The following is a 12,322-nucleotide window of genomic DNA, read 5'->3' on the forward strand; positions in this document are numbered from 1 at the left end:
GGTGCCGCACGCCGCGGTCAGCCCAGCGACTTCTGCAGCTTCTCGGTGAGCTCCGCCTGGTCGAAGTGGTTCTGGATGACGATGACGTCGGCGAACGTGGAGCCGATCGCCTCGACGAACTCGGCCGACGTGAGGATCACCTGCGCATCGTCACCGACCGTCGCGATCGAGCCGATGTCGGCCGCGACCACGTCGGCCTCGATGTCGAGCTTGGCCAGGACCCGCTCGGCGTTGACCTTGAGGATTCCGCTGCTGCCGATGCCGGCGCCGCAGATGGTGACGATCTTCATTGTGGGGAGGTCTCGATCCGTGGGAGGGCGATCAGGCGGGGACGCCCATGAGCCGCCGCACCTCGTCGACCGAGGAGGCGGCCGCGAGGGCGGGGATGACGGAGGCCTCGTTGAAGACGTTCGCCAGGTCGGCGATCGACTCGAGGTGGCCGCCGACGGTGACGATCGCGAGGCCGAGGACCACACTGACCGGGTCGTTGTGCGGGTGCCCGAACGGAACGGGCTCGGCCAGGGTCACGACGGCCAGGCCGTCGCGGACGACGTCGTCACCCGGCCGAGCGTGGGCCAGCGCGAGACCGGGGGCGATGACCACGTAGGGGCCGTGTTCGTCGATCATGCGGACCATCTCGTCGCCGTAGCCCTCGCGGGCGGCACCGGAGTCGACCAGGGCACGACCGGCGACCCGGACGGCCTCACGCCAGTCGACGACCTGGGCGCCGATGACGACGGCCTCGTCCGGGAGCGGCGGGAGCGCCATGTCAGGCCCCCTCGAAGCCGGCGGTGATGCGGTCGGCCAGCGCCTCGCGGTCCTCGAGGGGCAGGAAGCACGACGCGGCGGCGTTGAGCTGGAAGGTCTCGTGGTCGTCGAGGTCGTAGTCGAAGGCCTGGCTGAGCAGGGCGAGCTCTTTGCAGAGGCTCGTGTCGCTCATCAGGCGGTTGTCGGTGTTGACCGTCACGCCGTAGCCGAGCTGGTACAGCAGGTCGAAGGGGTGGTCGTCGAGGTCCGTTCCCCAGGCGGCGATGGCACCGGTCTGCAGGTTCGACTGCGGCGACAACTCGAGCGGGATCTCGCGGTCGCGCACCCACGACGCGATCGGCCCGATCTCGACGGTGGAGGTCGACCCCTTGCTCGCGACGACGCGGATGTCTTCGGCGATGCGGACCCCGTGGCCGAGCCGGAGGGCCCGCCCGTCGATCAGCGCACCCCGGATGCTGTCGAGACCGTCGGCCTCGCCCGCGTGCACCGTGACGGGCATGAACTCGCGGGCCAACAGGTCGAAGGCGACCCTGTGGTCGGCGGCCGGGTAACCCGCCTCGGGACCGGCGATGTCGAAGGCCAGCACGCCGTTCTCGCGATGGCGCACGGCGAGCTGGGCGATCTCGAGCGATCGCTCGCCCTGGCGCAGCGCACTCAGGATCTGCCCGACCGAGATCTCGTACCCGTCGTCGGCCAGCGACCGCACGGCCGACGCGAAGCCCGCCTGCACGGCCTCCACCGCCTGGTCGAGGGTGAGCCCCTCCCGTTGGTGTTGCTCGGGGGCCCAGCGCACCTCGGCGTGGACGACGCCGTCGGCGGCCAGGTCGAGGACGAACTCGTGCGCGACCCGGGTCAGCTGCTCGCGGGTCTGCATGACCGCGACCGTGAGCTCGAAGGTCGCGAGGTAGTCGACGAGGGTGCCGGAGTCGGCGTTCTCGACGAACCAGCGGCGCAGCGCCTCGGGTTCGGACGCGGGGAGATCGATGCCGGCCTCGACCGCGAGGTCGACGATGGTCTCGGGCCGGAGTCCGCCGTCGAGGTGGTCGTGCAGCGAGACCTTCGGCAGGGCCGCGAGGCGCGGGCCCCCGTTCGGCAGCCGGTAGTCCTTGTCGGGAGCGCTCATGCCCTCAATCTACTAGCGCTCCGGGCGGCGACTCTGGACGCGCGCCACGAGAGAGGTGCGCTCTCCACGAGAACCGGCACCGCGCCTCCTGGACGGAGGCGCGGTGCCGGTGGGACGTGCTCGGGCGGGTCGTCAGCCGATGCGCTCGGCGACGATGGTGCGCGCCGCCGGAGCCTCGTCGCCGATCGTCCACGCCCCGTCGACGGCCTCGAGGGCACGCTCGAACCGCTCGGGTTCGTCGGTGTGCAGGGTGAAGAGGGGCTGGCCCTCGGTGACCCGGTCGCCCGGCTTCGCGTGAAGCTCGATGCCGGCGGCCGCCTGCACGGGGTCCTGCTTGCGGGCGCGACCGGCACCGAGGCGCCAGGCACCGATGCCGAAGGGCAGCGCGTGCTGCTCGGTCAGGTGACCGCTGCGCCCGGCGGTGACGACGTGCGTCTCGCGGGCGGTGGGCAGCGCGGCGTCGGGGTCCCCGCCCTGGGCACGGATCATGCGCTTCCAGGCGTCCATGGCGCGTCCGTCGTCGAGGGCGGCCTCGACGTCGGCGTCGGGTCGACCCGCGAGGGTCAGCATCTCGCGGGCGAGTGCCACCGTGAGCTCGCGGATGTCGGCGGGGCCGCCTCCGGCGAGGGTCTCGACCGACTCACGGACCTCGAGGGCGTTGCCGATGGTCAACCCGAGCGGCACGTTCATGTCGGTCAGCAGGGCGGTGGTCGCGACGCCGGCGTCGGTGCCGAGGTCGACCATCGTGCGGGCCAGCTCACGCGACCGCTCGATGTCCTGGATGAAGGCGCCCGACCCGAACTTGACGTCGAGGACGAGGGCGGCGGTGCCCTCGGCGATCTTCTTGCTCATGATCGACGACGCGATCAGCGGGATGGCCTCGACGGTGCCCGTGATGTCACGGAGCGCGTAGAGCTTGCCGTCGGCGGGGGCGAGGCCCGACCCGGCCGCACAGACGACGGCGCCGCTGTCGGCCATGATCTCGCGCATGCGGTCGTTCGAGATCGAGGCCTGCCAGCCGGGGATCGACTCGAGCTTGTCGAGCGTTCCCCCGGTGTGGCCGAGGCCACGGCCCGAGAGCTGGGGCACGGCGACGCCGAACGAGGCGACGAGCGGAGCCAGCGGGAGGGTGATCTTGTCGCCGACGCCACCGGTGGAGTGCTTGTCGACGGTCGTCTTGCCGAGCCCGGCGAAGTCCATCGTCTCGCCCGACCGGATCATGGCCATCGTCATGTCGCGGATCTCTCGGCGCTCCATGCCGTTGAGGACGATCGCCATGGTCAGCGCCGACATCTGCTCGTCCGCGACGTACCCGCGCGTGTAGGCGTCGATGAGCCAGTCGATCTGCGCGGTGCTGAGGGCGTCGCCGCCCCGCTTGACGCGGATGAGGTCGACGGTGTCGAACGGTTCGACGGCGTTCTGGGTCACGGCGGGGCTCCTAGCGGTGGTGCGGTGGGTGGTGCGAGGGCGCGACCACGGGGTCGCGACCGGGAGGGACGAGGAGGCGCGGGTCAGCCCTGCGAGGCGCGGTACGCCTCGAGCTGCCGCGGCCCGAACGCGTCGGGGATGACCTCGTCGATGGTCTTGAAGCCCGAGACGGTGTCGAGGACCATGGCTTCGTCGGAGTGTTCGTAGAGCAGCTGACGGCACCGCCCGCAGGGCATCAGGACCCCGCCGTTGCCGTCGACGCAGGCGAAGGCGACCAGACGGCCCCCTCCTGACATGACGAGGTCGGACACCAGTGAGCACTCGGCGCACAAGGTGATGCCGTACGAGGCGTTCTCGACGTTGCAGCCCGAGACGATCCGACCGTCGTCCGTGACGGCTGCAGCCCCCACGGGGAAGTTCGAGTAAGGGACGTACGCCTTGCGCATGGCGTCGCGAGCCGCCCCGCGGAGGGCCTCCCAGTCGGTCTCGGCCAGCACGGACTCGCTGCTGCGGGCGGTCACGACTTGATGTAGGGCTTGCCCGAGGCCGCGGGGCCCCGGGACTGCCCGACCAGGCCGGCGACCGCGAAGATCGTCACGACGTACGGCAGCATCAGCATGAACTCACTGGGCACCGGCGAACCGATGGCCCCGAGCACGTTCTGCAGGTTGCTCGCGAAGCCGAACAACAGCGCGGCGAGCGTGGCCCGGATCGGGTCCCACCGACCGAAGATGACCGCGGCAAGGGCGATGAACCCCGCGCCCGCCGTCATCTCTTTCTGGAAGTTGCCGAGCGAACCGAGCGTGAAGTACGCCCCGCCGAGGCCGGCGATCGCCCCCGCGAGGGAGACGTTCCAGAACCGGGTGGCGTTGACCTTGATGCCCACGGTGTCGGCCGCCTGCGGGTGCTCGCCCACCGAACGGAGGCGCAGCCCCCACCGCGTGCGGAAGAGACCGTAGAAGACGACCGCGATCGCGATGTACATCAGGTAGACGATGATCGTCTGACGGAAGAAGACCGGCCCGACGATCGGGATCTGGCTGAGGACCGGGATGTCGAGCTGCGGGAACCGCACGCCGCGGTTCAGCGACTCGGACTTCGACAGCACCTGCGAGTACAGGAAGCTGGTGAGGCCCGTGACGAGCACGTTGAGCACGACGCCGACGATGACCTGGTCGACGATGTAGCGGATGCTGAACACCGCCAGGACCATCGACACGAGCACGCCCGCGATCATCGCCCCGACCAGGCCGACGTAGGCCGACCCGGTCGCCGAGGCGACCATGGCCGAGACGAAGGCTCCGGCGAGCAACTGCCCCTCGATCGCGACGTTGACGACACCGACCCGCTCGCTGATGACGCCGCCGAGGGCACCGAAGATCAGCGGGGTGCTGAGTGCGAGGGCGCCGAGCAGCAGACCGGGCACCGGGATGGTCTGACCGGCGCTCGCCCACGTGAGGAAGCCGAGCAGGAAGAGGACGCCGAACACGGCGATCAGCCAGATCGGCACCTTCTCGAAGCGGACGGCGCGCAACACCGCGACCACCGTGATGACGGCCAGGAGCACCGTCAGCACGATGCCGGTGCCGGCCGCCGGCAGGACCGCGTCGGGCAGGGCGAAGAAGTCCGTCGTCGTCGACAGGCGGAAGGTGCTCTCGCCGTCCCGGGCGAGACCGAGGAACAGCACGGCGGCCACGACCGTGAAGATCGCGAACGCGATCGGGGCCTTGAGGCTGCGGGACGAGGCCCGCGCCAGGTCGGGCGACGGCGCGGCGGGGACCGCGGTGTCGGGGGTGAGCGTGCTCACTTGGTGACCACCGCCTCCTTGTTCGAGGCCTTGCGCACCGGGCGGAGGCCCGGGGCCGGCAGACGGAAGATCGCTCGGACCAGCGGGGGCGCGGCCACGAACAACACGATGAGGGACTGCACGACGAGCACGATGTCGATCGGTACGCCGTTGGCGGCCTGCATCGAGTACCCGCCGGCCTTGAGCGCTCCGAAGAGGACGCCGGCGCCGAACACTCCCCACGGCCGCGAACGACCGAGCAGCGCGACCGTGATCGCGTCGAAGCCGATGCCGGCGTCGATGCCCGAGGTGAAGCCGCTGGTCAGCGTGCCGAGCACCTGGGTCGACCCGGCGACGCCCGCGAGGGCACCCGAGATGAGCATCGCGTAGAGGTAGATGTTCTTGACGTTCATGCCGGCCGTGCGGGCTGCGTGCGGGTTCTCGCCGACGGCACGGAACCGGAAGCCGAGCGTCGACCGGTTGATCAGCCACCAGACGACGGCGGTGATCACGATGACCAGCACGAAGCCCCAGTTGAGGTTGTACCGGGCGCCGAACAGGTCGGGCAGGATCGCCGTGTCGAGCGTGGCGGGCGACTTGGGGTTCGCGCTGCCCGGAGCCTGCAGCAGGCCCTGCGTCCGCAACATGAAGGCCAACAGGTAGAAGGCGATGTAGTTGAGCATGATCGTGAGGATCACCTCGTGGGCGCCGGTGCGGGCCTTGAGCAGGCCCACGATGCCGCCCCACAGGGCACCCGCGGCGATGCCGGCGGCGAGGGCGAGGGGAAGGTGCACGGCGAGCGGCAGGTGGAAGGAGAAGCCCACCCAGCCGGCGGCGGCCGAGGCCATCAGCATCTGCCCGCGGGCACCGATGTTGAACAGGCCCACGCGGAACGCGACCGCGACGCCGAGGCCCGCGGCGATGAGGGGCACGGCGTAGTTCAGCGTCTCGGTCAGCGGACGGATGCCCGCTGCGAAGCCGTCGACCCGGAAGTTGTAGATCGCGCCCTGGAACAGCGACGAGTACGACCCGCCGACCGCGGTCCAGAACGCCTGGAAGAAGTCGGCCGGGCGCGAGAAGAAGTAGCCCAGCGTGCCCTGCACCGTGGTGTCGGTGAACCCGATGAGGAGGCCCGAGACGACGAGCGCCAACACGACGGCGAGCACCGAGATGGCGGCGTTGCCGGTCGTGATCTCTCTCAGGAGGCGCGAGCCGCGTCCCTCGGTCGACTCCGGTGACGACGGGGCGGGTGGCGTGCCCGGGCCCGTCGTGGTGGTCGTGGCGTCGCTCACGCTGCCTGCTCCGTTCCCTGCGGCATCTCGCCGGCCATCATGAGCCCCAGCACGTCGCGAGGGGTGTCCGCCGGCACGATGCCGACGATGGTGCCGCGGTACATCACGGCGATGCGGTCGGCCAGGGCGGCGACCTCGTCGAGCTCGGTCGAGACGACGATGACGGGCACGCCCTGGTCGCGGGTCTCGACGATGCGCTTGTGCACGAACTCGATCGACCCGACGTCGATGCCGCGGGTGGGCTGGGCGGCCACGAAGAGCCGCAGGTCGCGGCTGAGCTCGCGCGCCAGAACGACCTTCTGCTGGTTGCCGCCCGAGAGGCGGCCGGCAGGCGTCGTGATGCCCTGGGTGCGGATGTCGAACTCCTTCACCTTGGCCACGGCGAACGCCGCGAGCTCGGCGAGCTTGAGCGAGCCGCGCTTCACGAAGGGACCGGACTGCGAGCGGTCGAGCATGAGGTTCTCGGCCACGGTGAACTCGCCGACGAGGCCGTCCTGGTTGCGGTCCTCGGGGACGAAACCGACGCCGGCGTCGAGGACCTGGCGCACGCTGCGGCCCGTGATGTCGCGCCCGTCCAGGGAGACCCGCCCTTCGACCCGGGGCTGGAGGCCGAGGATGGCCTCGGTGAGTTCGGTCTGGCCGTTGCCCTGGACGCCGGCGATGGCGAGGATCTCGCCCCGGCGGACCTCGAACGAGACGTCGTCCACGACGACCTGTCCGATGGGGTCGACCACCCGGAGGTTCTCGACCACCAGGGCGGGCTCGCCGGCTTCGGCGGGGGCCTTCTGGACGGTGAGCTCGACGGCGCGACCGACCATGAGCGAGGCGAGCTCGGCGTTCGAGGCGGTCGGTTCGGCCTCGCCGACGACCGTGCCGAGTCGGATGACGGTGATGCGGGTGGCGACCTCGCGCACCTCGCGCAGCTTGTGGGTGATGAAGACGATGGCGGTGCCGGCGTCGCGCAGCTGACGCATGATCACCATGAGCTCGTCGGTCTCCTGCGGCGTGAGCACGGCGGTGGGCTCGTCGAACACGAGCACCTTGGCGTCACGGGACAGGGCCTTGATGATCTCGACGCGTTGCTGCACACCGACGGGCAGCTCTTCGACGATGGCGTCGGGGTCGATGTCGAAGCCGAACCGGCTGCTGATCTCTCGCACCTTGGCGCGGGCCGCGGCGAGGTCGAGCCGGCCGCCGGACCTGGTCTCTTCGTGGCCGAGCATGACGTTCTCGGCGACGGTGAAGACGGGCACCAGCATGAAGTGCTGGTGGACCATGCCAATTCCGGCGCTCATGGCGTCGCCCGGACCCGAGAAGTGCTGGACGGCGTCGTCCAGCAGGATCTCGCCCTCGTCGGCCTGGTAGAGCCCGTAGAGCACGTTCATCAGCGTGGACTTGCCGGCACCGTTCTCGCCGAGCAGGCAGTGGATCTCGCCGGGCTCGACGGTCAGGCTGATGTGGTCGTTGGCGGTCAGCGCGCCGAATCGCTTGGTGATGCCCCGCAGTTCGAGCTTCATCTCAGGTGGCTACCTCGGGTCTAGGCATTCGGGTGGGGACGGGCGGCACCGGGTCGGCGGCCCGCCCACGGGCGTTGAGAGGGCCGGGAGCGACGGGGTGACCGTCGCTCCCGGCCCTGGGTCAGTCGATGCTAATCGATGACGGGAGGTGCTTTCGTCAGCTGGTGAGCGCCGACGGGGACTCGACCTCGATCGAGCCGTCGATGATGCCGGCCTTGATGGTGTCGAGCTCGTCCTGCAGACCGGAGTCGACCTTGTCGGCGTAGTCGTGGAACGGGGCGATGCCGACGCCGTCGTTCTCGAGCGTGCCCACGTAGGGCGTGCTCGAGAACTTGTCCTCGCTGGCCTGCGTGACGACCGCGTCGGTCGCCTGCTTGATGCCCTTGAGCACCGAGGTGAGGAAGAGGTCCTTGTTGGCGCTGTCGGTCTCGTAGGTGTCGCTGTCGGCACCGACCAGGACGACGTCCTTGCCGGAGTCGCGGATCGCCTCGGCGGCGCTCTGGTAGATGGGGCCACCGACCGGCAGGATGACGTCGGCGTTCTGGTCGATCAGGGTCTGGGCGCTCTGCTTGGCCGTGGTGCCGGCCTCGAAGCCACCGGTGAAGGTGCCGTTCTGGGCGTCGACGTCCCAGCCGACGACCTTGACGTCCTCGCTCTTCTGCTCGTTGTAGTACTTCACGCCGTCGGCGAAGCCGTCCATGAAGATGGTGACGGTCGGGAACTGCATGCCGCCGAAGGTGCCGACGACGCCGGTCTTCGAGTAGCTCGCCGCCGCGTAGCCCGCGAGGAACGCGGCCTCGGACGTGTTGAAGGTGATCGGCTGCACGTTGTCGGCCGTGATCGACGAGTCGTCGATGGTGGCGTAGTTGATGCCCGAGTTCGCCTCGGCCGCCGACTTGGTGGCGTCGGCGAGCGCGAAGCCGACCGTGACGATCAGGTTGCAGCCCTGGTCGGCGAGGTTCGACAGGTTGGCGTCGTAGACCGTCTCGTCGGCCGACTCGACCGTCTTGGGCGTGGACCCGATGGTCTTCGCGGCCTCGGTCAGGCCCTCGTAGCCGAGCTGGTTGAACGACTTGTCGTCGAAGCCGCCGGCGTCGGAGACCATGCAAGGGACGAAGTCGCTCGAGGCGCCGCTGGTCGAGCCAGAGCCGCTCTCGGGGGCCGAGGCACAGCCGGCCAGGATGACGGCGGTGCTCGCCAGGGCGAGGCCGCTGAGCACGGCCTTGCGCGCAGTTGTAGTCAAGTTGTCCTCCAGGGTGCAGCCCGGCACGAGGCGCGCCGGGTGGGTATGGCTGACAGGTTACCTACTGTGACGAGCGCCTCCGACCGACGGGTGGTAGTGATGCCGAGGCGTTACACAGTCGCGACCACGACGTAACGAGCACGAAACGTCCACGGGCCCGGAGCGGGTCAGAGGACGTCGCTGCGACCGCTCAGCTTGAGGGCGTCCACGACGCCCTTGACGCGTTGCGCGTTCGCCGTCGTCGTGACGAGCAGGGCGTCGGGGGTGTCGACCACGATGATGTCGTTGACGCCGATCAGCGAGATCAGTCGACCGCTGTTGCCGACGACGATGCCGCTCGAGCTGTCGGCCAGCACGCGGGCGTTCTCGCCGAGGATGGCCAGGTCGCTCTTGCGACCGCCGGCGTGCAGCTTGGCGATGGACGCGAAGTCGCCGACGTCGTCCCAGTCGAAGTCGCCCGGCACGACGGCCAGCCGGCCCGCCGCGGCGGCGGGTTCGGCCACGGTGTAGTCGATGGCGATCTTCTCGAGGCCGGGCCACACCTTGTCGACGACGGCGCCGCGCCTCGGGGTGTCCCATGCCGCCGCGAGCTCTTCGATGCCCTCGAGCAGGTCGGGACGGGTCTCGCCCAGCTGCTCGAGCAACCGGTCGGCCCGCGAGATGAACATGCCGCCGTTCCAGAGGTAGTCGCCGCCGGAGACGTAGCGCTCGGCCGTCTCGAGGTCGGGCTTCTCGACGAACGACTCGACCGTGCGGGCGCTCGGTGCGCCCTCGATGTCGAGCGGTGCGCCGACATGGATGTAGCCGAACCCGATCGCGGGTTCGGTGGGGGTGATGCCGATCGTGGCGATGTAGCCCTCATCGGCGGCGACGATGGCCTCGCGGACGGCCCGACCGAAACCGCGGGTGTCGGCGATGACGTGGTCGGCGGCGAACGAGCCGATGATGACGTCCGGCTCACGACGACGGAGGACGGCGGCGGCGAGGCCGATGGCCGCGGTGCTGTCCTTCGGCTCGCTCTCGAGGACGACGTTGTGGTCGGCGAGGCCGGGAAGCTGCGACTCGACCGCGGCTCGGTGTGCCCGCCCGGTGACCACCATGATGCGTTGGTCGCCGTTGAGCGGGGCGAGGCGGTCCCAGGTGCCGCGCAGCAGGGTCGACCCGCTGCCGGTGAGGTCGTGCAGGAACTTGGGCGCGTCGGCTCGGCTGAGCGGCCAGAGACGGGACCCGATGCCACCCGCCGGGATGATGCTGTAGAACCGGTCGAGGCTTTCCTGGATCGTCATGAGTTCACCTTATCGACGCCCTTCCTCCATGCCTCCGATCCCCTCGCGCCACCGTCGCCGTCGAAGCTCGCAGCACGAGCAGTCCGAGGAGGACCGATGCGAGTCGTGATCGTGACCGAGAGCTTCCTACCCACCGTCAACGGGGTCACCACGAGCGTGCTGCGCGTGCTCGACCACCTGGCCCGACGCGGACACGAGGCCATGGTCATCGCCCCGGCCGGCCGCGGGACCACGAGCCACGCCGGCTTCCCCGTCCACCGGGTGCCGTCCGTGGCCTACCGCCAGTTCCCGGTCGGCCTGCCGAACCCGCAGGTTGCGGCCGCCATCGCCGGGTTCCGACCCGACGTCGTGCACGTCGCCTCGCCGTTCCTGCTCGGCGCCCAGGCCATCGCCGCGGCGGCACGCCTGGGCGTGCCCTCGGTCGCCGTCTTCCAGACCGACGTCGCCCGGTACGCGGGGACCAACGGCCTCGGGCTCGGCTCGGCCGTCGCCTGGCGGCTCGTGCGCCGGATCCACGACCAGGCCACGACGACGCTGGTCCCCTCGCGCGCCTCCTTGCGGGACCTCGAGACGGCCGGCGTGGGCCGGCTCGCGACCTGGGGGCGAGGAGTCGACTCGGCCCTGTTCCACCCGAACCGCAAGTCGGGCGACGCGGTGCGCGCCCTGCGGGAGTCCTGGGGCGCACCCGACCAGGTGCTCGTCGGCTACGTGGGCCGGCTGGCCCCCGAGAAACAGGTCGAGCGGCTGGCCGCCCTGCGCCCCCTGCGGGAGGCCCGCCTCGTGGTCGTCGGGGGCGGCCCCTCACTGCCCGCCCTCCGCCGCCGCCTGCGACAGCTCGACCCGGTGTTCACCGGCCCTCTGCACGGCGAGCACCTCGCGGACGCCTATGCGGCGCTCGACGTGTTCGTGCACACCGGCTCGACCGAGACCTTCGGTCAGACCGTCCAGGAGGCCCACGCCAGCGGGCTGCCGGTCGTGGCCCCGGCCGCGGGCGGGCCCCTCGACCTCGTGCGGCACGGGGTCGACGGGTTCCTCTTCGAGCCCCGCCACGACCACTCGCTCCGACGGAGCGTCCGCACCCTGGTCGCCTCGGACGAGCTGCGGGCCCGCTTCGGCGAGGCCGGCAGGCGGGCGGTCGTCGGACGCACGTGGGAGACGCTCGGCGACGAGCTCGTCGAGCACTACCGACGGGCGATGGCGAGCGTCCGCGACGGGGCTGAGCGCGCCTCCGTCCGCTGATCGCGGGGCCGGGCCGACGGGTCCGTCTTGTCTCGACGTCGAACGACTTCGGAGGGGCGGGGCCGCGTCCGCACTCGGCGGGAACATAGACTGGACAGGTTCTGAGAACGCCACCAGCGGACACGGCTGTCCCTCGTACCGATCGAGCGAGAGCGTCGTCCGCCCCATCCGCGAGGAGAAGTGCTCATGGCCGAGCAGTCGACGCGAACGGTCGCATCACCGGCAGGCAGACCGGGTGCACCGAAGATCAGTGCGCCCAAGGCGCCCGGGAAGATCGCCGGCACCCTCTACCGGGGCCGTGAGGGCATGTGGTCGTGGGTCCTCCACCGCATCACCGGCGTGAGCATCTACTTCTTCCTGCTGGTGCACATCCTCGACACCGCCCTGGTGCGGATCAGCCCCGAGGCCTACAACGCGGTGATCGGCACCTACAAGAACCCGATCATGGGGCTCGGCGAGACCGGCCTCGTCGCCGCGATCCTGTTCCACGCCCTGAACGGCCTGCGGATCATCCTCATCGACTTCTGGGGCCCCGGCACCAAGTACCAGCGCGTCATGTTCTGGGTCGTCATCGGCCTCGCCGTGGTCCTGTTCGCCGGTTTCGCCCCGCGCCACCTGATGAACGTCTTCTCGGAGTAGA

At 70.3% G+C, this 12,322-nt stretch carries 12 protein-coding genes; 2 read left to right on the forward strand and 10 right to left on the reverse strand.

What is annotated here, in order from left to right; all coding sequences use genetic code 11:
• Positions 1-17: 17 nt before the first annotated feature.
• The 10 genes from ARTHRO9V_RS02890 to ARTHRO9V_RS02935 all read right to left on the reverse strand — a co-directional run bounded on the left by ARTHRO9V_RS02890 (position 18) and on the right by ARTHRO9V_RS02935 (position 10,443).
• The gene (locus ARTHRO9V_RS02890; RefSeq protein WP_056046395.1) at positions 18-290 is read right to left on the reverse strand and encodes a PTS sugar transporter subunit IIB; all 273 of its coding nucleotides are present in this window, start codon (positions 288-290) and stop codon (positions 18-20) included.
• A gap of 31 nt (positions 291-321) precedes the next feature.
• Positions 322-768: a PTS sugar transporter subunit IIA gene (locus ARTHRO9V_RS02895; protein ID WP_056046397.1), complete on the reverse strand. Its 447-nt coding sequence runs from the start codon at positions 766-768 to the stop codon at positions 322-324.
• A gap of 1 nt (position 769) precedes the next feature.
• Positions 770-1,891, reverse strand: coding sequence for an adenosine deaminase (locus ARTHRO9V_RS02900; protein WP_159825416.1), 1,122 nt, complete (start codon positions 1,889-1,891; stop codon positions 770-772).
• Between the two features lie 132 nt (positions 1,892-2,023).
• A complete protein-coding gene (locus ARTHRO9V_RS02905) occupies positions 2,024-3,319 on the reverse strand; it encodes a thymidine phosphorylase (protein WP_159825418.1) in 1,296 nt (431 codons plus the stop codon).
• Between the two features lie 83 nt (positions 3,320-3,402).
• Positions 3,403-3,840 (reverse strand): cytidine deaminase, encoded by a 438-nt coding sequence (locus tag ARTHRO9V_RS02910; RefSeq protein WP_159825420.1) that lies wholly within the window; start codon positions 3,838-3,840, stop codon positions 3,403-3,405.
• Positions 3,837-5,126: an ABC transporter permease gene (locus ARTHRO9V_RS02915; RefSeq protein ID WP_056046404.1), complete on the reverse strand. Its 1,290-nt coding sequence runs from the start codon at positions 5,124-5,126 to the stop codon at positions 3,837-3,839. Before ARTHRO9V_RS02915 ends, ARTHRO9V_RS02910 begins: the two co-directional genes overlap by 4 nt.
• Positions 5,123-6,397, reverse strand: a complete 1,275-nt coding sequence (locus tag ARTHRO9V_RS02920; protein ID WP_056046406.1) for an ABC transporter permease — start codon at positions 6,395-6,397, stop codon at positions 5,123-5,125. Before ARTHRO9V_RS02920 ends, ARTHRO9V_RS02915 begins: the two co-directional genes overlap by 4 nt.
• Positions 6,394-7,914 (reverse strand): ABC transporter ATP-binding protein, encoded by a 1,521-nt coding sequence (locus tag ARTHRO9V_RS02925; RefSeq protein ID WP_159825422.1) that lies wholly within the window; start codon positions 7,912-7,914, stop codon positions 6,394-6,396. Before ARTHRO9V_RS02925 ends, ARTHRO9V_RS02920 begins: the two co-directional genes overlap by 4 nt.
• 157 nt (positions 7,915-8,071) lie before the next feature.
• Complete coding sequence (locus ARTHRO9V_RS02930) at positions 8,072-9,157, reverse strand: BMP family protein (RefSeq protein WP_159825424.1); 1,086 nt, start codon at positions 9,155-9,157, stop codon at positions 8,072-8,074.
• Between the two features lie 167 nt (positions 9,158-9,324).
• Positions 9,325-10,443, reverse strand: a complete 1,119-nt coding sequence (locus tag ARTHRO9V_RS02935; RefSeq protein WP_159825426.1) for a mannose-1-phosphate guanylyltransferase — start codon at positions 10,441-10,443, stop codon at positions 9,325-9,327.
• A 96-nt stretch (positions 10,444-10,539) separates the two neighbouring features.
• Between ARTHRO9V_RS02935 and ARTHRO9V_RS02940 the strand changes: the two genes are divergently transcribed.
• Positions 10,540-11,682: a glycosyltransferase family 1 protein gene (locus ARTHRO9V_RS02940; protein WP_159825428.1), complete on the forward strand. Its 1,143-nt coding sequence runs from the start codon at positions 10,540-10,542 to the stop codon at positions 11,680-11,682.
• Positions 11,683-11,868: 186 nt separating this feature from the next.
• A complete protein-coding gene (gene sdhC / locus ARTHRO9V_RS02945) occupies positions 11,869-12,321 on the forward strand; it encodes a succinate dehydrogenase, cytochrome b556 subunit (protein WP_082460414.1) in 453 nt (150 codons plus the stop codon).
• Position 12,322: the final 1 nt, after the last annotated feature.

Source organism: Frigoribacterium sp. 9N, from assembly GCF_902506305.1.
Lineage (GTDB): Bacteria > Actinomycetota > Actinomycetes > Actinomycetales > Microbacteriaceae > Frigoribacterium.

Coding starts and splice junctions, on each gene's coding strand:
- ARTHRO9V_RS02890 (WP_056046395.1), bottom strand. CDS start 290: ATGAAGATCGTCACCATCTGCGGCGCCGGCATCGGCAGCAGCGGAATC.
- ARTHRO9V_RS02895 (WP_056046397.1), bottom strand. CDS start 768: ATGGCGCTCCCGCCGCTCCCGGACGAGGCCGTCGTCATCGGCGCCCAG.
- ARTHRO9V_RS02900 (WP_159825416.1), bottom strand. CDS start 1,891: ATGAGCGCTCCCGACAAGGACTACCGGCTGCCGAACGGGGGCCCGCGC.
- ARTHRO9V_RS02925 (WP_159825422.1), bottom strand. CDS start 7,914: ATGAAGCTCGAACTGCGGGGCATCACCAAGCGATTCGGCGCGCTGACC.
- ARTHRO9V_RS02935 (WP_159825426.1), bottom strand. CDS start 10,443: ATGACGATCCAGGAAAGCCTCGACCGGTTCTACAGCATCATCCCGGCG.
- ARTHRO9V_RS02940 (WP_159825428.1), top strand. CDS start 10,540: ATGCGAGTCGTGATCGTGACCGAGAGCTTCCTACCCACCGTCAACGGG.
- sdhC (WP_082460414.1), top strand. CDS start 11,869: ATGGCCGAGCAGTCGACGCGAACGGTCGCATCACCGGCAGGCAGACCG.